Origin of the sequence: Tersicoccus phoenicis, from assembly GCF_001968835.1 — a bacterium.
Classification (GTDB): Bacteria; Actinomycetota; Actinomycetes; order Actinomycetales; family Micrococcaceae; genus Tersicoccus; species Tersicoccus phoenicis.
Genome location: NZ_MRDE01000053.1, coordinates 21,980 through 44,321, shown reverse-complemented (window position 1 = coordinate 44,321; position 22,342 = coordinate 21,980). Strand labels below are relative to the sequence as shown.

Annotated in this window: 22 protein-coding genes; 10 read left to right on the top strand and 12 right to left on the bottom strand. The window is 67.9% G+C overall.

Translation table 11 applies throughout. The annotated features are described in order from the left end of the window. Positions 1–41: 41 nt before the first annotated feature. Positions 42–338: a DUF3263 domain-containing protein gene (locus BKD30_RS08260; RefSeq protein WP_076703901.1), complete on the bottom strand. Its 297-nt coding sequence runs from the start codon at positions 336–338 to the stop codon at positions 42–44. 183 nt (positions 339–521) lie between these two features. Between BKD30_RS08260 and BKD30_RS08255 the strand changes: the two genes are divergently transcribed. Further along, positions 522–1,196: a uracil-DNA glycosylase gene (locus tag BKD30_RS08255; RefSeq protein ID WP_076703947.1), complete on the top strand. Its 675-nt coding sequence runs from the start codon at positions 522–524 to the stop codon at positions 1,194–1,196. 316 nt (positions 1,197–1,512) lie between these two features. On the opposite strand, the gene BKD30_RS08250 is transcribed toward BKD30_RS08255, so the two are convergent. After that, on the bottom strand, positions 1,513–3,051 hold the full coding sequence (locus tag BKD30_RS08250) for a threonine/serine exporter family protein (protein ID WP_235861569.1): 1,539 nt from the start codon (positions 3,049–3,051) through the stop codon (positions 1,513–1,515). 70 nt (positions 3,052–3,121) lie between these two features. Further along, positions 3,122–4,195 carry a lipid II:glycine glycyltransferase FemX gene (locus BKD30_RS08245; RefSeq protein ID WP_076703900.1) on the bottom strand — a complete coding sequence of 358 codons (1,074 nt, stop codon included), beginning with the start codon at positions 4,193–4,195 and terminating at the stop codon, positions 3,122–3,124. Positions 4,196–4,687: 492 nt separating this feature from the next. Here BKD30_RS08245 and BKD30_RS08240 point away from each other — a divergent pair, with 492 nt between their 5' ends. Further along, positions 4,688–5,338, top strand: coding sequence for a LysR substrate-binding domain-containing protein (locus BKD30_RS08240; RefSeq protein ID WP_076703898.1), 651 nt, complete (start codon positions 4,688–4,690; stop codon positions 5,336–5,338). A 21-nt stretch (positions 5,339–5,359) separates the two neighbouring features. On the opposite strand, the gene BKD30_RS08235 is transcribed toward BKD30_RS08240, so the two are convergent. Further along, positions 5,360–5,776 carry an arsenate reductase ArsC gene (locus tag BKD30_RS08235; RefSeq protein ID WP_076703896.1) on the bottom strand — a complete coding sequence of 139 codons (417 nt, stop codon included), beginning with the start codon at positions 5,774–5,776 and terminating at the stop codon, positions 5,360–5,362. A gap of 155 nt (positions 5,777–5,931) precedes the next feature. Here BKD30_RS08235 and BKD30_RS08230 point away from each other — a divergent pair, with 155 nt between their 5' ends. Further along, complete coding sequence (locus BKD30_RS08230; protein ID WP_076703894.1) at positions 5,932–6,282, top strand: ArsR/SmtB family transcription factor; 351 nt, start codon at positions 5,932–5,934, stop codon at positions 6,280–6,282. A gap of 65 nt (positions 6,283–6,347) precedes the next feature. Here BKD30_RS08230 and BKD30_RS08225 read toward each other — a convergent pair whose 3' ends face one another. Beyond that, the gene (locus tag BKD30_RS08225; RefSeq protein WP_076703893.1) at positions 6,348–6,860 is read right to left on the bottom strand and encodes a GNAT family N-acetyltransferase; all 513 of its coding nucleotides are present in this window, start codon (positions 6,858–6,860) and stop codon (positions 6,348–6,350) included. Further along, positions 6,857–7,141: a type II toxin-antitoxin system TacA family antitoxin gene (locus BKD30_RS08220; protein WP_076703944.1), complete on the bottom strand. Its 285-nt coding sequence runs from the start codon at positions 7,139–7,141 to the stop codon at positions 6,857–6,859. The genes BKD30_RS08225 and BKD30_RS08220 overlap by 4 nt, the downstream gene beginning before the upstream one ends. Before the next feature lie 127 nt (positions 7,142–7,268). Between BKD30_RS08220 and BKD30_RS08215 the strand changes: the two genes are divergently transcribed. Next, on the top strand, positions 7,269–8,321 hold the full coding sequence (locus tag BKD30_RS08215) for an ATP-dependent DNA ligase (protein ID WP_076703891.1): 1,053 nt from the start codon (positions 7,269–7,271) through the stop codon (positions 8,319–8,321). Between the two features lie 3 nt (positions 8,322–8,324). Here BKD30_RS08215 and ligD read toward each other — a convergent pair whose 3' ends face one another. Both ligD and BKD30_RS15595 read right to left on the bottom strand, forming a co-directional pair. Continuing rightward, entirely contained in the window at positions 8,325–9,365 is a 1,041-nt protein-coding gene (ligD, locus tag BKD30_RS08210; RefSeq protein WP_076703890.1) for a non-homologous end-joining DNA ligase, read from the bottom strand. After that, complete coding sequence (locus BKD30_RS15595) at positions 9,313–9,621, bottom strand: type II toxin-antitoxin system Phd/YefM family antitoxin (RefSeq protein WP_083956146.1); 309 nt, start codon at positions 9,619–9,621, stop codon at positions 9,313–9,315. The genes ligD and BKD30_RS15595 overlap by 53 nt, the downstream gene beginning before the upstream one ends. A gap of 184 nt (positions 9,622–9,805) precedes the next feature. Between BKD30_RS15595 and fdhA the strand changes: the two genes are divergently transcribed. The 6 genes from fdhA (at position 9,806) to BKD30_RS08180 (ending at position 16,734) form a co-directional block, all read left to right on the top strand. Beyond that, positions 9,806–11,020 (top strand): formaldehyde dehydrogenase, glutathione-independent, encoded by a 1,215-nt coding sequence (gene fdhA, locus BKD30_RS08200; protein ID WP_076703888.1) that lies wholly within the window; start codon positions 9,806–9,808, stop codon positions 11,018–11,020. Between the two features lie 215 nt (positions 11,021–11,235). Then, positions 11,236–12,585 (top strand): UDP-glucose dehydrogenase family protein, encoded by a 1,350-nt coding sequence (locus BKD30_RS08195; RefSeq protein WP_076703887.1) that lies wholly within the window; start codon positions 11,236–11,238, stop codon positions 12,583–12,585. A 135-nt stretch (positions 12,586–12,720) separates the two neighbouring features. Continuing rightward, a complete protein-coding gene (locus BKD30_RS15890) occupies positions 12,721–13,896 on the top strand; it encodes a hypothetical protein (protein WP_143588122.1) in 1,176 nt (391 codons plus the stop codon). 128 nt (positions 13,897–14,024) lie between these two features. After that, positions 14,025–14,591 carry a YdcF family protein gene (locus tag BKD30_RS08190; protein ID WP_076703885.1) on the top strand — a complete coding sequence of 189 codons (567 nt, stop codon included), beginning with the start codon at positions 14,025–14,027 and terminating at the stop codon, positions 14,589–14,591. An 86-nt stretch (positions 14,592–14,677) separates the two neighbouring features. Further along, a complete protein-coding gene (wecB, locus tag BKD30_RS08185) occupies positions 14,678–15,925 on the top strand; it encodes a non-hydrolyzing UDP-N-acetylglucosamine 2-epimerase (RefSeq protein ID WP_083956143.1) in 1,248 nt (415 codons plus the stop codon). Between the two features lie 20 nt (positions 15,926–15,945). Further along, positions 15,946–16,734, top strand: a complete 789-nt coding sequence (locus tag BKD30_RS08180) for a hypothetical protein (RefSeq protein ID WP_143588121.1) — start codon at positions 15,946–15,948, stop codon at positions 16,732–16,734. 45 nt (positions 16,735–16,779) lie between these two features. On the opposite strand, the gene BKD30_RS08175 is transcribed toward BKD30_RS08180, so the two are convergent. The 4 genes from BKD30_RS08175 to BKD30_RS08160 all read right to left on the bottom strand — a co-directional run bounded on the left by BKD30_RS08175 (position 16,780) and on the right by BKD30_RS08160 (position 22,229). Then, a complete protein-coding gene (locus BKD30_RS08175) occupies positions 16,780–17,418 on the bottom strand; it encodes a hypothetical protein (RefSeq protein ID WP_076703882.1) in 639 nt (212 codons plus the stop codon). Continuing rightward, on the bottom strand, positions 17,415–19,301 hold the full coding sequence (locus BKD30_RS08170) for a glycosyltransferase family 2 protein (protein ID WP_408033369.1): 1,887 nt from the start codon (positions 19,299–19,301) through the stop codon (positions 17,415–17,417). The genes BKD30_RS08175 and BKD30_RS08170 overlap by 4 nt, the downstream gene beginning before the upstream one ends. A 266-nt stretch (positions 19,302–19,567) precedes the next feature. Then, positions 19,568–20,011: a hypothetical protein gene (locus tag BKD30_RS15885; RefSeq protein WP_143588120.1), complete on the bottom strand. Its 444-nt coding sequence runs from the start codon at positions 20,009–20,011 to the stop codon at positions 19,568–19,570. Between the two features lie 40 nt (positions 20,012–20,051). Further along, entirely contained in the window at positions 20,052–22,229 is a 2,178-nt protein-coding gene (locus tag BKD30_RS08160; RefSeq protein WP_159440560.1) for a glycosyltransferase, read from the bottom strand. Between the last annotated feature and the right edge of the window lie 113 nt (positions 22,230–22,342).

The following is a 22,342-nucleotide window of genomic DNA, read 5'->3' as shown; positions in this document are numbered from 1 at the left end:
GGCCGGACATGCGGCGTCACGCGCGAGAAGCCCGGCGTCGATCAGGCCGAGCCGCCGAGCCGGCGCTCGGTGCGGGCGCGCTGCCGGGATGCGCGCTGCCGCCGCAGCCGCTTGACCAGCATGGGATCGTGCACGAGCGCGGCCTCGGTATCGATGAGGGAGTTGAGGATCTGGTAGTAGTGCGTCGCGGACAGGTCGAACGTCTGGCGAATGACCTGCTCCTTTGCCCCCGCGTACTTCCACCACTGACGCTCCAGGGTGAGCATCGCGGCGTCGCGCTCGGACAGCGCTGCGGTCGCGTCACTCTCGTCCCGCGGCGCGCGGTCGTCGGCGGTCATCGCACCCCTTCCCTCACCGGGCACGACGACGCCCGGCTCACCGGCCCAGACTACCGACGAATCACACCGCTGTCATTCGCCCGTTCGACGCAGTCGGCGCGGTCGAGGCGACACCGTCGGCGGGGCTGCGCCCGAGCCCGCGTCGACCACCGACCGGGCGGCGCTCCAGGCACAATGGTGACCATGCCCAGACCCCTCACCGATCTCGTCGCGCCGGACTGGGCCGAAGCCCTCGCTCCCGTCGAACCGACCGTGCACGCCCTGGGTGACTTCCTGCGCGACGAGCTGGCCGCCGGTCGCGGCTACCTGCCCGCGGGCAACCGCGTGCTGCGGGCCTTCGAGCAGCCGCTCGCCGACGTCCGGGTGCTGATCGTCGGGCAGGACCCCTACCCGACGCCCGGTCACGCGGTCGGGCTGTCCTTCGCCGTCGAACGTGACGTCCGGCCGCTGCCCCGCAGCTTGGCCAACATCTACCGGGAACTGCAGAACGACCTCGGCCAGGCGCCGGCCGAGCACGGGGACCTCAGCGCCTGGAACAGTCAGGGCATCATGCTGCTCAACCGGGTCCTGACGGTCCGGCCCGGTGCGGCCGGTTCCCACCGCGGCAAGGGCTGGGAAACGGTCACCGAGGCCGCGATCCGCGCCCTGGTCGCGCGCGACCGGCCCCTGGTGGCGATCCTGTGGGGTCGGGATGCGCAGAATCTGGCCCCACTGCTCGGTGACACCCCGCGGATCGCCTCCGCACATCCCAGTCCCCTGTCCGCCTCCCGCGGCTTCTTCGGATCACGACCGTTCTCCCGCAGCAATGCGCTGCTGGCGGAGCTGGGCGCGCCGGAGGTGGACTGGTCGCTGTCCTGACGCCGGCGCCCGCGATGTCTACGTGCCCCCGTCGCCGAGTGGCCGGAAATCGCCGTCATCCGGCCCGAATGAACGCCTCACCCGCACACTCGACACAGCAGACGCGTGACGACGCCGACTGCCAGACAGGCCCCGTCGCCGAGTGGCCGGAAATCGCCGTCATCCGGCCCGAATGAACGCCTCACCCGCACACTCGACGCAGCGAGCACTACCGGCGGCGGCCGATGTCTACGTGCCGCCTTCGTCGAGTGGCCGGAAATCGCCGTCATCCGGCCCGCATGAGCGCGCCACCCGCACACTCGGCACAGCGAGCCGGCTACCGGCGACGGTTGCGCCGTCGTCGTTCGCCCGGGCCCTTGGCGAACGGCCGGGCCAGGTTGTCACCCAGCACCACCCCCGCCGCCAGGGCGAGGATCACGGTCAGGGCGTTGAACAGCGCTGTCGCACCCGCCGCCAGATTGGATCCCTCGATAGCGATCCCGTACACCGCCTGGAAGATGCTCATGCCGGGGAACATGAACATGATGGACGGGATGGCGATCACCGAGGACGGGGCGTGCATCCGGAGGGCGACGACGCGGGCGGCCATGCCGATGAAGACGCTCGCGGCGGCGGGGGCGAGCCGGGCGCCGAGCCCCGTCCACCCGGCCCCCATCATCACGACGTAGGCCACCCCGGTGACGGCCGCCGTGGGCAGGAGTAGGTCCGGTCGGGTCTGCAGGGTGATCGCGATGAACACCGCCGAGAGCACCGACAGCACGAGAATCACCGGCCAGGGGAAGGTGCTGGCGATCATCACGTTGATGTCCAGCCGCGGCACCCCCAGGTTCACCCCCACCACCAGGGAGACCGCGATGCCCGCGGCGATCGCCGCGAACACGAGCATGGCCGACAGGTACCGTCCGGCCGCGCTGACCGGGAAGCCGTTGACCGCGTCCTGGGTGGCGGAGACCAGCCGCATGGTCGGCAGCAGCAGCACCAGGCCACCGGCGATGACGACGCCCTGGGTCACCGGAACGTGGGAGACCCACGCCACCTGGGCCAGGCCGGCGATCAGGGCGGAGGCGGCCGCCCGGCTGAAGAACTCGGGAATCCGCCAACTGCCCAGCCGCTGCTCGACGACGGTGACCAGCGCGGTGGTCACGAAGGACAGCAGCGCAGCGACCAGTCCCCCGCCCATGGTCAGCACCAGCATGGTGGTGAACCCGCCGGCGGCGAGGCGGACCGCCCAGCGCGGGAAGGGCTTGTGCCGGGAGGTGATCTGATCCATCCGGATCGCCGCGGTCTCCCGGTCCAGATCCCCGACGATGATGTCGGAGACCAGGCGGTGCAGGTCGGCGAGCGCCGCGTAGTTGTCCGACCAGGAACGGACCACGCGCAGCACGGTGATCGGGGTGATGTAGGGCCCGGCGTAGTTGATGGTGACGGACTGGTTGTTGATGTCCACGTCGACGTTGCGCAGCCCGAAGGAGGCGGTGACCGCGATGACGCTGGTCTCCACCTCGAGGGCGCCCGCGCCGTACCGGAACAGGGACTCGGCGAGCTCGAGGGCGAAGTCGAGCGTCTTGCGGGCGCTGTCCTCGACGGCGTCGACGCGGATCGTCGGGTTGGCGTACGGGCTGCCGGCGAGCCGTTCGACCAGGCTCATCGGCGCGGTGGGCGGGGCGTCCCCCTGGATCAACCGGCGCAGCACTCTCTTGGCGGCGTAGTTCGAGCGCGACTGCGCGGCGCCGGGCAGGGTGATCGGTCGGGTGGCCGGCCCCGGTTTGACGGCCATGATGCGCGTCGTGCGCCGGGTCGCCGGATCGCGGCTCTCGGTCCGGCGGGTCTGCCCGGTTTGCTGGTTCGCTGACACCTCGTCCTCTCCCGCGAGTATCCGTGCTTGCCTACCACAGGGCCGTCCCGGCGGCGGGCCGATCAGTCGATCAGTAGAACGGCTGGCGATGCCGGCGCCACCAGAGCTGCCGGAACGCCCGCTCGCCGATGCTGCTCCACGCCCGGTACGCCACCGGGTTGATCACCAGATCCCAGCAGCCGACGTAGTCGACCACGGTCTTCGTGAAGCTGGTCTTGAACAGGCCGAGCCCGTGATGCGGGTGGCTGGTGTCCTTGAGCCGGTCCGACGGCGGCGTGCCGCAGAAGTCGTAGGAGGTGACGCCCTCGGCCTTCAGGTCGTTGATGGCGGTCCACTGCACGAGGTGGGAGTCGCCGTAGGCCTTGCGCCGCGGGATCGAGCCGCCGTCCTTGTAGGTGCCCTTGTGGCCGTAGTTGATCACGAAGGCACCGACGGCCGGCGCTCCGTCCTCGAACACGAAGTACATCCGGCCCTGCCCGCGGTCGGCGAAGTTCTGCCAGAACCGGCGGTAGTAGTCGTAGGAGCGCAGTGCCACGTTGGCCTTGCCCTGCCCCACCTGCCCCATCATGGCGAACATCTGCCGGTAGGTGTCCTCGTCCGCCGGCATCCGGACCACCTCGACGCCCTCGCGCTGCGCGCGTCGGATGGCGTTGCGACCACGGGAATGCAGGGTGCGCAGCAGCTGCCGCTCGTCGGGGGCGACGTCGAGGACGGCGGTGCTGTCGTTCGGCTGGATGTTGAACGTCTTGACCAGTCCGGCGCGGGAGAACAAGGCCCGCGAGCGCTCGTCGTCGACGAGGTCCGGCTCGATCTTGACGGCGAAGACCCGCAGCCGCTCCCGGCGCACCAGCTCCTTGACGGCGTCGAGCGCGTCGATGACCGCCGCGGCATCCCCGACGTCGGGCCCCTTGATCAGGTACCAGAGCGTGCCGAGGACCGGGAACGTCTTCTCCAGGGCGAGGCAGGCGACGGTGGTCTCCCCGGACTCGAGCACCAGGTACCGCGGGGTCCAGCCGTACCGCTTCTTGACGTCGATGAAGGCCTCGGACTGCAACAGATTGCCGCCGCCGGGGTTGGCGAGCACGAGCTCGTCCCAGCGGGCGATCTCGCCGTCGGAGGCGAATCGGGCGGTGAAGGCGGGCAAGGAGAACCTCGGATCGTGACGGTGACGGGACGGCGTCCGCAGCCGAGCCGCCGAACAGTCTAGCGACGGGCGCGCACGGATCCCGTCAGGGTGGCACCGAGTCGGCCCCGCCGGCGGTCCGAGCCCCGTCGGCGGTCCGGCCCCGAGCCGCAGTCCCGAAGCGACGGTCCCGGCCGACCGCCCGGACCGCGCCGGCGAGAAGTCAAGGGTTTTCCCTCTACCGAGTCGCGGGCCCCGTCGGCCACGATGGTGCGACGGGGATATGACAACGAGTGGCGACGAGGGGTCGTCGTCGCTCGTGCGGGCGAGGGGGACCCGCCAGGCGGTGAACCGGTATGACGCGAACGCACGTCGTACCCGTTCACCGCCTCCCTCATGTCCGGCACCGGACGCACGGCCGCCGCGCGTCCCGTCCCTCCGGGTCCTCCCTCGGCGTTGGCTAGGGTGGCTCCTGCTGCCCGGACGACGAACGCCGGGCCGGGAGGAACGACCATGAGCGAGAACCTCGACGTCGGATTCGTCGAGGGCACGACGCCGGGCAAGTGGCTGCGCCGCTGGCGTGAACGCCATCCCGAGCTGCCCCTCACCGAGCACCCCCTCACCCAGCGGGACCAGCTGGCCGCCCTCACCGACGGCCGGGTCCGGCTCCTGCTCGGCCGAGACCTGCAGCGCACCGAGGCGATGCACGTGATCGACCTCTACGTCGAGGACATGGCCGTCGCCGCCGCCCGCGACCACGTCATCGCCGCCTTCGACGCCCTCACCCTCGCCGACCTGGCGCAGGAGACCGTGCTGGACCCCGGTGATCTGAGCACCGCCGCGCTGCTGGACGTGGTGGCCACCGGAGCCGGGATCGCCGTCCTGCCCCTCCCGCTGGCCCGCGTCGTCAACAACCGCGCGGTGGTGCTGCGACCCGTGATCGACGCCGAACCGACCCGGGTGGGCGTCGCGTGGTGGGCCGCGGACGAGGACCCGGTGATCGAGGAGTTCATCGGCGTGCTGCGCGGCCGTACGGCGAGCAGTTCCCGTCAGCCGTTGGCCGGGGGTGCATCCGATTCCGGGCGGAAGCCGCAGCCGCGCCGGTCTGACGGGCCCCGCACGGGAAAGGGCCGCAATCAACGCGGCCGGGGCCGACGTCGTTGATGTCGGGACTTCCTGACGCTCTCAGTTGCCCGTCGGCAGCAGTTCGGCGATGAGGGCTTCGACCCGGCGCTTGATGTCGTCGCGGATCGGCCGGACGGCGTCCACGCCCTTGCCGGCAGGATCCTCCAGCTCCCAGTCCTCGTACCGCTTGCCCGGGAAGATCGGACAGGTGTCGCCGCAGCCCATGGTGATGACGACGTCCGCGTCCTTGACCGCCTCGGTGGTGAGGATCGTGGGCGTCTCGCGGCGAATGTCGATGCCCTCCTCGAGCATCGCCTCCACCGCCGCGGGGTTGACCTGATCGGCGGGCTCCGAGCCGGCGGAGCGGACCTCGATACCGCCCGCGGAGAGGCGGGTCAGGTAGGCGGCGGCCATCTGGGAGCGCCCCGCGTTGTGGACGCAGACGAACAGGACGGCGGGCCTGGTGTCGGTACTCATGCTCTCTTCTCTCGATGCAGGCGGATCTCAAGCGACAGGCGCGATCAACGGGGCGGTGGCTCGGCGACGGCGAGCGCGCCTCAGGCTGGATCGATGCCCCGACGCTCAGCATCCGTGCTGTATCGAAGAATGTCAATCCAAGCCATACTGGGGAGATGCACGCCGCCGAGACGCTCGCCGCCACCGAGGAGATCCTCCCCTGCACGCCCACCCGCCTGGAGGCGCTGGACGAGGCGGCGGCTGCCCGGGCCGCCGCCGTGCTGAAGGCACTGGCCGACCCGACCCGGCTCCGGCTCGTGTCCATGGTGCGGTCGTCCGCCCGGGAGTGCTGCGTCTGTGAGTTGAGCGAGCCGTTCGACCTCAGCCAGCCGACCATCAGCCACCACCTCAAGCTGCTCGTCGATGCGGGGGTCCTGCGGCGGGAGCGCCGGGGAACCTGGAGCTACTACTCGATCGTCCCGGGCTCCGTCGAACCCGCCCTGACGGCCCTGCAGACACTGCAGTAGCCCGCGTCCCAGGGAACGGTCACCAGTCCACCGCGCCCCCGGTCGACATGCGGGCAGACCCGCGGTCACAGGCGGAGCGTGCGTTTGATGTCCTTGAGCAGCAGCACCAGGTGCAGCTCGTCAGTGGGACTCTGCTCGAACTCCGGCACCAGGTGACGGTAGAAGTCACGGGCGGTCTGCGACTCGGCATGCACCAGGAGGCCACGGCAACCGATGCCGTCCGACAGTGTGGCCAGCCGGGAGATGACGTCGATCAGGAGCCCGGCACCGAGGCCTCGCCCTTCGTGCTCGAGGTCCACACCGAGCCGCGCGAGCAGGGCAACCGGCTGCGGATATCGTCCGGCGCCCTTGCGCAGGCGTTCCGGCGCTTCGCTGATCGCCAGGTGAGCCATGCACCAGGCGTAGTACGCGACCACACGGTCCGAGTCGGATTCGGTGACGACGAAGACCTTGGTCGTTCCCGTCGACGTCGACTGCGCAGCGTTGCGCCGCAGCCACTCGGTCTGTTCGGCTGAACCGCATGCGAAGGCGTCGAGGACATGGGCCGGCCCCAACGGCTCAGGCTCCCGGTAGCTCATCCGCCGAACGGCGAAGGCCGGCGGAACAAGGCGGCCAGACCGGGCAGCTCACGCGCGGGTCGTGCGTTGAGGTCCTCCCACTGCTCGAGCGCCGTCGCGTCGAGCCCGAACGACTGACGGTCGGCCAGGACACGGCGGGCGGCCTCCGACGCGTGCGTGACGACGAATTCGGTCAGATCGGTGCCCGATACCGCCACTGCTCGGTCGATCAGCGCTCGCTCCTCGCCGGTCGTCCGCAGTTCCATCCGCCGACTGCGACGGCGGTCACCTGGGTCAACCATCGTCTCCTCCTGTACGTCCATCGTACGGCCGGCCGTCAACAGGAACCCGTGCCGCCGGCGTCGTGAACGTGGATCTCCCGGGGCCGGTGCGCTGGCGCCGTCGCCGGGCGCCGGACAGAATCGAGCCATGACCGCCGTCACCGCCGCGTCCCCCGTCGCCCCGATGCTCGCCAAGGCCGTCGCGGCCGTGCCCGAACCGGACAGCGTGCCGGGCGGCCTGCAGTACGAACCGAAGTGGGACGGCTTCCGGGCCATCATCTACGCCGACGGGAACGACGTGCAGATCGGCAGCCGCGGGTCGAAGATGCTGACCCGGTACTTCCCGGAGGTGGTCGCCCAGATCGCCGCGCAGGTCATCGTGCCGTGCGTGCTCGACGGCGAGCTGATCGTGCGGACCGGCGAGCGCGGTTCCGAACGGCTGGACTGGGAGGCCCTGAGCCAGCGCATCCACCCGGCCGCCAGCCGGGTCAACCGCCTGGCGGAGGAGACGCCGGCGTCGTTCGTGGCGTTCGACCTGCTGGCCGAATCGGGCACGAGCCTGCTGGATGAACCGTTGTCCGAGCGCCGCGCTCGGTTGGAGAAGCTGGTCGGCCCACTGGAAGCTCCCCTGCACCTGAGTCAGACCACGGACGACGTCGCGACCGCTCGGCGCTGGCTGGAGGAGTTCGAGGGGGCCGGCCTGGACGGCGTCGTCGCCAAGGGGCTCGCCTCGCCGTACACCCCGAACAAGCGGACCATGCTCAAGGTCAAGCACCACCGCACCGCCGACGTCGTGGCGCTGGGCTACCGCGTCCACAAGAGCGGGCGCGGTGTCGGGTCGATCCTCGTGGGCCTCTACCACGACGGGACGCTGCTGAGTGTGGGCGGGGTGTCCGCGTTCAGCGACGCGCGCCGACTGGAGCTGATCGACGAACTCGACGACGTCGTCGAGCGGGACGTGCACGGCGATCCGGTCACCGGCGAGGGTGAGCGCAACCGGTTCTCCTCGAACAAGGACACGTCGTTCGTCCGGCTGCGGCCCGAGCGGGTGCTCGAGGTCCAGTACGACCAGATGGAGGGGATGCGGTTCCGGCACACCGCCCAGTTCGCCCGATGGCGGCCGGACCGGGACCCGGCGTCCTGCACCTACGACCAGCTCGAGGTCCCGGTCGCCTGGGACCTGAACGACGTGCTGCTCTGAGCGTCAGTCCTGCACCGGGGCCGGCTTCCTCGCCCTGCTCGGCTGGACCCGCGGCGGCTCCCCCGGCATCTTCGGGAAGTCCGGTGGGAACGCCAGCTCGCCCAGTCCGGCGTCGAGGTCGCGCTGCCACCAGCCCAGTGCCGTGTCGAGCCGGCCCGGGGAGGCGTGCATGTCCGCCCACGGGTCGCCGACGGTGGTGACCCGGTTCGGCACGGTGGCGATGGTCAGCTCCCGCGGGTCGACGTCGTCGAGCTCGTCCCAGGTGACCGGGCACGAGACGGAGGCGTGCGGCAGGGCGCGGGGGCTGTACGCGCCGGCGATGGTGCGGTCGCGGTTGGCCTGGTTGAAGTCGACGAAGATCTTCGTCCCGCGCTCCTCCTTCCACCAGCTGGTGGTGACCGCGTCGGGCATCCGGCGTTCGAGTTCCCGGCCGATGGCGATGACGGCGTGCCGGACCTCGAGGAACTCGTGCGCCGGTTCGATCGGGGCGTAGACGTGCAGGCCGCGGTTGCCCGAGGTCTTCAGGTACCCGGTCAGGCCGGCCTCGGTGAGCACGGCGCGCAACGCGTGTGCGGCGGTGACCGCGTCGGCGAACCCGGTGCCCGGTTGCGGGTCGAGGTCGATGCGCAGCTGGTCCGGGTGGTCGGGGTCGACCGCGCGGGAGGCCCACGGGTGGAAGACGACGGTGTTCATCTGGGCGGCCCAGACGGCGGCGGCGATCTCGGTGAGCACCACCTGCGGGTGGGACCGGCCGCTCGGGTAGGTGACGGTGACGGCGTCGACGTAGTCCGGGGCGCCGCGCGGCGGGTTCTTGGAGAAGAACTCCTCCCCCGTCACGTCGCCGGAGAACCGCTGCAGGGAGACGGGCCGGCCGCCGTTCGCGGCCAGGAAGGGCTCGGCGACGGCGATCAGGTAGTGCGCCAGATCCAGCTTGGTCAGCCCGGCGTCGGGCCACAGCACCCGGGTGGGGCTGGAGATCCGCACCTGCCGGTCACCCTCCGGACCGGGCACCGTCAGGACGGTCGCGTCCTTCTCCTTCGCCATGGGTGTCTCCTGTTCGGGCGGCGGTCTCGCCGGCGAGATCGTCGAGATCGTCGCGAAGTCCGGCATCCGCTTGATGCCGGGAGAGCAGGCCGGCCAGGTCGGCCCTCGTGAAGAACTGTGGACGAGCGGCGCGCACGGGACTGATCTCGGCGACCGGCCTGCCGTGCACGGTGACAGTGATGCGGCTGCCGTCGGACACCCGACGCAGGACCTCGGCCGTGTGATTGCGGAGCTCCTGGACCGCGACCGTGCTCATGTGCGCGAGCGTAGCGCATCGGTCACGAGCCGAGCAGGTCCGGTTTCCCCGGCCTGCGTACTGTGAACCGCTTCACAGAAGGCGGTTTCCGGCCTAGGCTCGCAGGACGGGCGCCGATGCGTTGCTGGGCCGCAACCGACGTCTCGTTCCAGTACCAGTCAACGACGACGGTGAAGGAGACATCATGGCGGACAACCGCGGAGTCAGCTACATGAGCCCGGGGAAGGTCGAGGTCCACGACATCGACTACCCCACGTGGGAACTGAAGGACGGTCCGGGCGTCAACCCGGCGAACGTGGGCAGGAAACTGCCGCACGGGGCGATCCTGAAGGTCGTGACCACCAACATCTGCGGCTCGGACCAGCACATGGTCCGCGGCCGGACCACCGCCCCGCCGAACCTGGTCCTCGGCCACGAGATCACCGGTGAGGTGATCGAGACGGGGCCCGGCGTCGAGTACATCAAGGTCGGCGACCTCTGCTCGGTGCCGTTCAACATCGCGTGCGGCCGCTGCCGCAACTGCAAGGAACGCAAGACCGGCATCTGCCAGAACGTCAACCCGGATCGGCCCGGCAGCGCCTACGGGTACGTGGACATGGGCGGCTGGGTCGGCGGCCAGGCCGACTACGTGATGGTGCCCTACGCGGACTGGAACCTGCTGAAGTTCCCGGACAAGGACCAGGCGATGGAGAAGATCCTGGACCTGACCATGCTCTCGGACATCTTCCCCACCGGGTTCCACGGCGCGGTGACCGCCGGCGTCGGGGTCGGCTCCACCGTCTACGTGGCCGGGGCCGGACCGGTCGGGTTGGCCGCAGCCACGAGTGCGCAGCTGCTCGGGGCCGCCGTCGTCATCGTCGGCGACATGAACGCGCAGCGGCTGGAACAGGCCCGCAGCTTCGGTTGCGAGACGATCGACCTCTCCGAGGGTGATCCGGTCGACCAGATCGAGCAGATCCTCGGGGTGAACGAGGTGGACTGCGGCGTCGACGCCGTCGGGTTCGAGGCGAAGGGCCACGGTCGCGGCGCGCAGGAGGCGCCGGCCACCGTGCTGAACACGCTGATGGACGTCACGGCCGCCGGCGGGGCGCTGGGCATCCCGGGCCTGTACGTCACCGGCGACCCGGGCGGCATCGACGAGGCGGCGCAGAAGGGCTCGCTGTCCCTGTCCCTGGGCACCGGATGGGCGAAGTCCCTGTCCTTCACCACGGGTCAGTGCCCGGTGATGAAATACCACCGCGGGCTGATGCAGGCGATCCTGCACGACCGGGTGCAGATCGCCAAGGCGGTCAACGCCACGGTGATCAGCCTGGACGAGGCGCCGCAGGCCTACGCCGACTTCGATTCGGGCGCGGCCAAGAAGTACGTCATCGACCCGCATGGGTCCGTCGCCGCCTGACGCGGCGTCGGACGGGGGAAATCGGGGGAACAAGGGGGGACAGCAGGGGCCGGACGCAACGATGCGTCCGGCCCCTGCCGCCTGCCTGGAAGGAGTGCGGCGACCCCGTAGCACTGCCTTCCTCCTATGGAAGGCGCCTCCGAGCGCCACGCCGATTCGGGAACGGAGGCGAGGCGCCTCTACTGTGGTGCTTGCAGAAGGAGAGGGGACAGGCTGTGAAGATCTCGGTGATCGGGTGCGGGTATCTGGGGGTGGTGCACGCGGCGTGCATGGCCCGGCTGGGACACGACGTGGTCGGGGTCGACGTGGACGAGCGGAAGATCGCCGCCCTGCAGTCCGCGGCGGCACCGTTCTACGAGCCGGGACTGAACGAGCTGCTCGCCGACATCCAGGCAGGCTGCACCGCCCACGGTGCCGGTACCGGCGCCGGCGCCGGGAGTCTGCGGTTCACCACCGACCTGGAGCAGATCGCCGGGGCCCGGGCGCACTTCGTGTGCGTGGGCACCCCGCAGCGCAAGGGTGAGAACGCCGCCGACCTGCGGTACGTCGACGCCGCCTTCGCGTCCGCCGCCGCGTACCTGGCCCCCGGGGACCTGATCATCGGCAAGTCGACGGTCCCGGTCGGCACCGCCGGGCGCCTGGCCGAGGACCTGCACCGCACCGTGCCCGAAGCGCGGCTGGTGTGGAACCCCGAGTTCCTGCGCGAAGGCCACGCCGTCACCGACACCCTGCACCCCGACCGGCTCGTCTACGGCATCCCCGACGACGAGCACCGGGAGACCACCGCGGCCGTGCTGGACGAGATCTACGCCGCGCCGCTGGCCGGTGGGTCCGCCCGGCTGGTCACCGACTACCCCACCGCCGAGCTGGTCAAGACCGCCGCCAACTCGTTTCTGGCCACGAAGATCTCCTTCATCAACGCGATGGCCGAACTGTGCGAAGCGGCCGGCGCGGACGTCACCGAGCTGGCCGACGCGATCGGCCTGGACGACCGGATCGGCCGGAAGTTCCTCAACGCCGGGCTCGGCTTCGGCGGCGGGTGCCTGCCCAAGGACATCCGGGCCTTCATGGCCCGGGCCGGGGAGCTCGGCGCGGACCAGGCCCTGACGTTCCTGCGGGAGGTCGATTCCATCAACATGCGCCGCCGGATCCGGATGGTCGAACTGGCCCGGGAGGTGTGCGACGGCTCGTTCCTGGGCAAGACCATCACCGTTCTCGGTGCCGCCTTCAAACCCGAGAGCGACGACGTGCGGGACTCCCCCGCCCTGAACGTCGCCGCCCAGATCCAGCTCCAGGGCGGCAACGTCGTCGTCACCGACCCTCAAGCCCTCACCAACGCCGAACAGCGATATCCCGACCTGCGGTACGAGCCAGACCTGCAGTTCGCGCTCGCCGGCGCTGACGCCGTCCTCCTGCTGACCGAATGGGGGGATTACACCGGCCTGGACCCGGAGAAGACGGCGACCCTGGTCCGTGCCCGCCGGATCCTGGACGGGCGCAACGTGCTCGACCCCACCACCTGGCGGGCCGCCGGCTGGACCTACCGGGCACTCGGCCGCCCCTGACGAGATCCCCGGGTGCAACGGTGTTCGCCAAACCTCAGACACCGTTGCATTCGGCGGCCAGCTCTGTCACCCGTGGCCGCGCTGGCTCGCCCTCGTCACGGTGGAGCAATCCGGAACAGCAAAAAAAGAGGGATCATGGACAGAGCCAGCGTACGTTTTGGTGATCTTCGCGTAACGGACGCAACACGGATTGATGTGAACTGCGAACTCCGTGGCGGCCCGCAGGACGGATCCTACCCTCTCTGGTTTGAGTTCAGCCAGCCGATAGGACTCACGCAAGACTCGATCGCCATCGCACTTTCAACGTTGTGCGGAAGAGCGTTCGAGCGGATCGAATTGGATCTCAGCCCCTCGGACGAAACCGCGAGAGCAATCGAAAAGTTCACCCTCGCCGAAGTGAAGACTTCCGGGCGAAGGGCAATGCAGTCGTCAAAGCGAAAAGGCATTCTTCTGAGTTTCAGCGGAGGCTTCGACTCCTTGGCAGCGTACTCTCTCATGCCTCGTGACACAAGGCTCGTTTCGATGGACTTCGGGGGAAGGTTCGGTCGAGAGCGAGAATTCTTCCAGCATTTCGATACGCTCACTGTCTCGACAAACCTGTTGGAGACGCCGCTCAAGAACAACTCCTGGTCCTTCATGGGATGCGGAGCAATTCTCGCTGCTGCCCATTCACGTGCCAAGTACCACACATTCGGGAGCATCCTCGAGGCAAGTCCGGACAATCTTCGACAGACCCCGGCGGCCGCAGCCAACAAGACGTTCCCCCCTTTTCACATGGCTGGACTGACCAACGCCCCATACGTGGCTGGCCTGACTGAGGTGGGCACGCTGATCGTCCTGGCGCACTACCACCCCGACCTCATCGCACCATCTTTACGATCCCTCGCGAGCCCCGGTGAAGAAAAGCTCTACCGAAAGAAGGTCCTCGCTCGAGTGGTTTCTGCACGCTTCGGATGGGATATCACTACTCCGGACGTCACTAAACCCTCTACTCCACACTTTTCCTTCGGGCAGAACTTCGCTCTCGACTTCCTCTCTATCTATGTTGCTCGCCACGGTGGCCCAGATTTGGCGGACGAGTTGGTCTCAGGCATTCCAGATCACATCTTGGCCAGTTCCAGCAGGTTGCACCTCACGTTCTACGAACGCGCAGATACGACGCTCTACCTGAATTTTCCTGCCGATCTCGCGGCTGGGCTGGCACGGAATCTTGCGAGCGCCGGTGTGCGTCCATACACCGAATTGGACTGGGTAGAGTTTCAACAGGTTCGTTCGCTGCTCGCTCCCTACCACCCGGTTGTTGTCACTTGATCACCGGACCTGCACCAAGGTTCGCCAAGATTTTCGCGATTGTCCGCTGTCCACTACCGCCCGGTGACGGCGAGACGGACCCCACGGGACCCGGGCGCTGCAGCGCCGAAAATCCTTAGACTGATCGGATGCCCTCAGCCAACTGTCGTCCCCGTCGGCTCGTGCTTCGGGGCACCTGCGTTGTGGTGGTCACCTTCCTGGTGTGGCTGGTGGCCTGTCTCGCGCTCTTCGTCGGCGTCGAGTCGGGTTTCGCTCCGCATACCGATGCCGTGGTCATGTTGGGTGGCGCCAGCCGGGAGCGGTTGCCTGTCGCCGATGACGTCCGCGCCGCGACCGGCATGCCGATCCTCGTCCTTTCGCACACGGACACTCTCGGCAACGCAAGCGCCGACGCGCGATGTCGGCGCAGTCCTCAGCCCACCGGGGAGATCTGCTTCCGACCCGTTACCGATGACACTGGCGGCGAGGCGCGAGCGATCGGCAAGCTGATCGCTCAGCACCACTGGACCTCGGTCACCGTGGTGACATCCCGATACCACGCGACGCGCGCGCGGATGCTGATCGGTTCCTGCACCGACGCGCGGATCAGCATGGTGGTCAGCGAACCGCAGCTGAATCCGTGGCAGTGGTTCGAGCGATTCGTCTCCGAGAGCGGAGGGCTGGTCGAAGCCGTCCTCGCACCGCCTTGCTCCTGAGACCATCATGGCAGGTCAGGTGGCGAAAACGGGAAGAGTGCACTACGTTGAAATCGACGAAAATTTTCTCGGTTTCTGGGGGAACCATGTTCACGGTCATGCCCGTCTTTGGCACGCGTCCGGAGGCCATCAAGATGGCTCCGATCATCAAGGCGATCGAGGCTGCTGACGACCTCGAGTGCGTAGTCACGGTGACCGGTCAACATCGCGAGATGCTTGATCAGGTCCTCAAGTTGTTCTCCATCACGCCCGCGCACGACCTGAATATTATCCAGCCCAGCCAGACCCTGGCGGGCATCATGGCGCGGACTCTGACCGGTCTGGATCTCCTGTTCGCTACCGCGCGGCCCGACGTGGTCCTCGTGCACGGTGACACGACGACGTCCACGGCAGCAGCCCTGGCTGCATTCCAGCGGCAGATCCCCGTAGTACACGTCGAAGCCGGGCTTCGCAGCGGCGACCTGGCCTCGCCCTTTCCGGAGGAAGCGAACCGCCGGATCACCGGACAGATCTCGTCCCTGCACCTCGCCCCCACGTATACCAGCCGGGAGAATCTCATCCGGGAGGGCGTCGACCCTCGGCAGATCGCCGTCACCGGCAACACCGTCATCGACGCACTCCTGAGCACGGCCGGCCACCAGGTGGCCTTCACGGAGCCGAGGCTGGAACAGCTCGCTGCGTCCGGTCGCCGCGGCATCCTCGTCACCACGCACCGCCGGGAGAACCACGGGGAGACGATGCGCGGCATCGGCCGTGCACTGGCCAGGATTGCGCGCACCGAACCGGACGTCGTCATCGTTCTACCCATGCACAAGAACCCCGCTGTCCGGCAGGCTATTCGTCCTCACGTCACCGGCCTCGACAATGTCATCATCACGGAGCCGTTGGGCTACGCGGAGTTCACCCGCATGCTTTCTGTGGCCCACCTGGTCCTCACTGACTCGGGGGGCGTCCAGGAGGAGGCACCGAGCTTGGGCAAGCCGGTCCTGGTGATGCGGGAGAACACTGAACGTCCCGAGGCGGTCACCGCGGGGACCGTGCGTCTGATCGGGACCGATGAGCGAGCCATCGTCAACGAGGTGTCGCTTCTCCTCCACGACCCGGTGCACTATACGGCCATGGCGCAGGCGGTGAACCCTTACGGCGACGGCATGGCAGCCGAGCGGTCCGTGGCTGCGTTGCTGCACCTGCTCGGCCGAGGTACCCGGGTGCCCGACTTCCAGCCGAAGGCCGCCCTGGTAGGCGCGTCAGCGGCCACCATGGCGTCCGATTCCCTGGTTCTCGCGCCGGGCGCCGCCCTCGATGACGGATCGGGACTGTTGGCCGCGTCGTGACCGCACCCCGATCGCTGGCCGTGATCCTGCTGGTCACGGGAGTCGCCCTGAGCGGTTGTTCCGCCTCCACGGGCCGCCCCGGGGATTCTTCACGAGGGCCGCGTTCGGCCGGCGCGCACTTCCGGCTGTTCGACAACACGTACTACCGAGACAGCGACCTGAGCGCCTGCCGCACCTCGACGTCGTACACGGTGTACGAGAGTAGGGTCATGGCGTTGACGGGCCAGACATCAGCGAAGCAGGAGTTGGCACTGCCCGATCGCGCCGCTTACCAATCCATGCTGCGTCGTGCCGTCGACCGTGGCGGCCCGGTGATCCTCGACTTCGAGACACTCTATCTGAAGGGCGCGAGGCACGTGGCCGAGCGCCGGTACGACAAGCTGAAGCGCTTCCTGACCTGGACCCGGCAGGTCTTCCCCAATCGCATCGTGGGCGTCTACGGCGTCCTGGGCAACACCGACCCGGCGCATCGGGATCTCGCGAAGGCGCTGGCTCCGCTGCAGGATGCCTTCTTCCCGACCCTGTACACCACCCGCAGCTCGTTCACCGCTTGGCGGGCACATCTCGACTCCGTACGCGCCGAGGCCCAACGGGTGGATCCGGCCAAGCGGATTTATCCGTTCATCTGGCCGCAGTTCCACGCCGCCGCTTCCCCCACCAAAGCCCTGCTTCCCCGGGCTATGTGGCGAAGCGAGGTGGAGGCAGTGGCGCAGACGATGGATGGCGCGGTCGTGTGGTCAGGAGCCCGGAACGCCGGCTCCTCCACCTGGGCGCGAGACACCTGCGCGGTCATGTCGACGACGGCCTGAGGCCACCGTGCTCGCCGAGATCTCATCTCCCGGCGAGCGCAAGGGTCAGGCGGGCACCTGGGTGATCCCCAGACGTGCCGTGGCGAGAAGCCGGACCAAGTTGATCCACTCGTCGCTGGACTCGTCGAACTGGCCGCGGATGCGCAGGACGTCAGCGTTCAAGTCCTCCGCGAAGAGCACCGCCACGGCGATCAGCGGGAAGATCTGCACCAGCTCCGACCCCCGCGTGTCCGCGTGCAGCCACGCGTTGGACGACAGGGTCATGCGGTTGAGTCCGCGCATCGATCCGGCGCTGCGGTCGGATCGCTGGATGGCCAGCTGCGCTTCGTTTCCCAAGTTCAGCGACGGGGCTGGTTCGTCCGTCCAGTGCACGTCCAAGGTGCGCGAACCGATTGGAAGTGCCTTGGGGTAGTACTCGATCGGTGACGGCGTTGTCCACACGGGTTGCATGGACGCCTCGATCGCGTGCGCCACCACGGGGGAGAACTTGTGCACGACCTGGAACCGGCCACTGGCGTATCGCCCGAAGGTCAGCGCGAGCGCCACCGCTTCGCGGTCGGCATTCATAGCGACGGGACCGGCGTCGAACCACAGGGAACGGATCGGCGGCTCCGCGTCGTAGTCCTCGGGATTGGCAGTGAAGCCGACGTGCCCGATGTACTCGCTTCCCCACGTGATGATCATCGTGCCAGCTCCTGCAGATCGAATTCGCGTTCGGTGGTCATGTCGTGCAACGCGGTTTCCAGCTCTTCGGCGAGCAACAGGTTGACCACGGCCCACCCCTGCTCCGCCTGCAGTCGATCGGCTTCTCGTAGGTCCGCGAATCGCATCAGGCAGAAGATGCGTTCCCTCCCATCGCTGTCGAACCGCAGGACGCGGTGGTCGATCGTCTGCGCGGGTCGGTCAACGACGCTCTCCAGTTCGATCCAACCGAGCACCTGCCTCTTCGTCGCACCCACCTCCGTCGCATATTCCTCAAGGACGTTCTGGAGCGCGGTGACTTCGGGTGCGACTGCAGAGGTCCGGATCGCGGATTCCTGGGCGAGGGCCGACTGGTCCGCCGGACTGACCGGGAGACGGCGTGTCGTGCTGATCACACACTGAGCGCCGCTGGCTCGTAGCACGAGCATGTCGGCGAGCGTGGCGTCCTCCAGCTCTCCCCATAGCCTCCGTTGGGTCCCGTTCTCATCGCGTTCGATCAACCAGGAGCTCATCCGGTCGATGAAATCCCACGGCAGCTCGCCCTCTCCGGTCACCATCACACTGACGGTCCGTCGCACGAGGTGATCAGGTAGGTAAGGAAGAAGGGCCTCCAGGTCGTCCATGCCACGTACCGGCACGTAGTCGTCTTTGCGCTCCGCCAACATCTTGTCGCCGCCCCACTTCGTGGTGCGGTAGGTGAACATCAAGTTCGTCTGCCTGGCGGCGTTCCCCTGAGCAGCACCGTCCGTAACGGTGATGCGGCCGGCATGGGTGCGCCGGAGCATCATGATCTCGCCAGCGTGGTTCATCACGACGCCTGACCGGATCATGCGCAGGGCGAGGTTGTTGTCGACACCGCTCGTCAGCGATTCGTCGTACCTCAGTCGGCGGACGATGTCGGTCTGCACCAGCCAGGTGCCGTGGCCGGGTGCTCCGCCAGTCTCGAAGATGGTTCCACTGTTCAGCTTCTTCGAGGCGACGATCTCCATCGCACCGGTGTGGTCATCGAAATTGACGAACGAGCCGAAGGACCCGTGGGCACCCGAATGAATTGCCTGGAAGTGGCGTTCGAGCCGCCACGGCGTCATCAGGTCGTCGTCGTCGTGCACCGCGGTGTAGAACCCTCGCGCTTCATCGGCGGCCTTGTTGCGGGCAGCCGATATGCCACCTTGTTGCTGGTAGAAGTAGCGGATCCGTGGGTCACCGAATTGCTCGACCACCTCGCGGGTGTGGTCGGTGGAACCGTCGTCCACGACGATGATCTCGAAATCCTGCAGGGTCTGTGCCAGCACCGACTGGATGCTTTCGCGCAAGAACTCCGCTCGGTTGTAGGTGCAGATCGCGACGGTGACCAGCGGGGGCGCGTCCGGTAACCGGTACTGCCACACCGGCACATTCCGGGCGAACGTCTTGTCCTCGTACACGATCTTCTTGTTCGCTTCGACGGCCGCGGCGCCTTCGGGGGTCTGGACGACGCCCGCCCGGGTGGGAGCGTGCCACATGTGATACATCCGCACTCGGGGATCATCGATCCACAACAGGCGGTGGCCGGATCGTTTGACCCGATTGGCGAAATCGATGTCCTCCCCGCCATACGTGTGCATCCGCTCGTCGAAGCCGCGGACGCGCGCGAAGGCCTCTCTGGTTGCGGCCATCATCCCGCCCATACCCCACCGCGGACGGAGTCGCGATTCCCGTTCGAAGACCTGCCAGGGCTGGTCGTCGTCCGGTACGTCCGTGTCAGACCAGTGCTCGGGCAAGTCTCGACACTGCAGCAGCAGGGCGAGAGTCGGGTCAGCGAGGGACATCTGTCCGATGACCGCCATGGCCTCAGGACTGAAGATCATGTCGGCGTCGGTGGACACGAGAACCCGTCCCCGGGACACGGCGAATCCCGCGTTGAGAGCGCGTGATCGTGACCACGGGCCGTCGACGTCGGTGTACACGTAGCGCGCACCGAGAGACTCCAGACGCCGCTGGGTCTCCGCGTGTTCGGTCGACCCGTAGTCCGAGACGATCACCTCACCGGAGAGCGGACCGAAGGAGCGCTGGATCGACCGCACGGCCAGTTCGAGGCGACGGATCCCCCAGTCGCGGAAGCCGATCACCACGGACATGTCGATGGATGACGTCATCGTTCTCCTCCTTCGGGCAGTGCCGACATCACGTGGATCTGCGGCCCGTCCGAGCGGCCGAGAGCGGGGCCGAGCCGCAGCCATGCCCGGCCGAAGACGTCGCCGTGCAGCGGTTCCCGGCCCGGCCAGGACAGCGGGGTGATCTGCAGGCCACTGACCGGCTCATCGGAATGGAGGCGACCTACGGTGACCGGACCCACGCCACTGGCCGGAGGCGCGTAGACGTAGTGCTCGTCGAGTGCCGCCGACCAGAACACCTGCGGGCACGAGGCAGTGATGTCATCTCCACTCGGTGCCTGGACATGCACGATCAGCACCGCCGACTTCAGCTGCACCGGTCGCCGGTAGTCGAGCACGAGGTCAACCGCCTGTCGTGGCACATCCCAGTGGAAGACGAAACCAGACTCGGTACGGACGGGAGAGGATGCGCTGTGTTTCACCGCTGCCTTTCGGATCGGGTCGGATGGAGATGTCGTCAATTCAGGGTCCGGCCGTCGAAACGAGCAGACCGGAGTGGCCATCGTGGTCGGTACCGTCGCCGGCCGGGTCCTCCGCGTGCCGGAGTTCTCCCGCCAAGAAGGACCGAGTGATTTCCGCGAGAACTGCGCGTGCAGCCACCGCGTTCCCGGACTCCGAACGGAAGGCCAGCGGCTTTCGACTGAGGGGGCTGCCCTCGTCCACAAGTCCCCACACGGGCCGGCCGGACCCTGCGTAGTCCGAGTACTTGGACGGCAGGAACGGGTTGATGGGCAATTCCGCGCCGGTCGTCACGTCATTGACCAGAAGCACGTCGAACCGTCGGCAGAGATTGAGGAACTCCAAGTACGGTCGGTAAGAGTTGCTGATCACGACATCGTCGATGCCCATCGCCGCTGCCGCGGTCCGCAGTTGATCCGGTTGCTTGCTGAAGACATGCAGGCGGGTGTGCCTCCGGACGGATGCGGAGGAGTTGGCCAGAGCGGTGAGCACTTCGCCGAGGCCGCGATTGTCGTAGAACGCACCGAAGTACCCGATGTTCACCACTCGTGGGGACAGCACGTACGAGGACTCGGTGACCGTATACCCGTGAGCCGGCGGTGTCGGGTGGGGCCTGACGACCGCCCGTTCCCGCACTCGTGTGCGCAGCGACGGATCCTCGATGTACGAGACCATGAAGTCGAGCTGGTTCTCGTTCGTGAAGATCAGCTCGTCGGCCAGCGCATAGGCCAGGTACTCACACCACGTGAACAGACTGTCTTCGCGGGGGGGCGTGAATCCCGCTGCCTTGATCGCTGAGGAGAACCGCTTCCGCAGAACGTCCTTGGGCATCGTGCCGGGTCGCGGCGCCCCATCGGCGCCGAAGGACAGCGGATCGGAGAACTCCGCCGTCCATACGACGTCGGGGTGCTCGGCCTTGAACAGGCCCGCCAAGAAGTGCGATCCTGCCCACAGCACCCGGCTGTAGAGCGTCTCGTAGCCGCCCGCCTTGCTGGCGAGGCGATTCGCTTCTGCTAGCCCTTTCTCCACGAACTGCCGAATCGCCGGCCATCCGGCGAAAGAGGCCGGAGCGTCGATGACGGTCTCCGTGGCGATGTAACGGCCCGCGATCGTCCGCAGGCTCGGATCGGTGCGCCGCACCGAGCTCATGTCGTTGAGGATGACGTCCACCACTCTGCCGCGTTCAGCGATTGCCTTGGCGGCGACAGTGGCGCTCGTGTCCTCGAACGGAACGAAGCAGTAGCTGATGGCCAGGTGCTTCGCCAGACCAGCGTTCACCTCGCCCCAAGGGAAGTCCCGGATGCCCGTCGCGACCACGGCGTCGACGACATGCCTCCGTTCCCCGGGATTTGCCTGCAGGAACCGCCTGATAAAACCCACCTGGGCGCGGATGAGCGAGAGAAGCATGGCGTCGGCTCCCGCCCCGGTCCACGTACGCCGCTGTTCCAGGTCGATGATGACGTCGAGCCGCTGGCGCACCGCGAAGTCGAAGTCCTGGTGCTGGCGCGAGACGGAGCCGGCGCTGAGCTGCCGGAAGTAGGCGGACTCGCTCGCAATGTCACCGACGACGCCGGTGAACTCCCGGCTGAGGGCCACGGCCGCCATGTAGCAGATGTCCTCACCGCTTCGCAGGTGTTCCGCATAGCGATGCTGCCGGGCGACGGCGGTGGGGATCAGCTTGCAGGCGTTGAAGCCCAAGAGCGTGACCGCCGAGACGAGGGGGAACGGCCTCGCCGCTCGCGCCGTGATCTGGAGGTTCAGCGGGTTGTTCGCATCCTCGCCCCCACTGGGATCGACGTTGATGATCGGCGCGATGACGACCGTGTCCACAGCGGCACGGCTCATGAGGGTGGACAGGAAGCGCGGTCCCACGCGGTCGTCGTCGTCCACGAAGGTGAGGTACTGGTGCCGTGCCGCCGCGATGCCGGTGTTTCGGGCCGCCCCCGCGCTCCCTCGTTCCTGATAGATCAGCTTGAGCCGCAGATCCGGGTATACGGAGCGATACTGCTGCACGTGCTCGAAGGTGGCCGGGGACGTTCCGTTGATGACCACGATGACCTCGAACTGGGCCGAGGAAAGGTCCTGGTCCGCGAGCGACGCGAGGCAGCCGGCGATATCGGCCGCATCCCGTGCGGACGGGATGACGACCGACACGCCTGAAAGCAGTTCGGGTCCGGACACTGGCTCCTCACCGGGGCCAGCTTGGCCCAGCTCCCCCACGAGGCGCCGAATCTGTGCCGCGCGCTCGTCACGGTCATCGATCGCGGACCGGCCCGACTCCGAGCCAAGTGAGA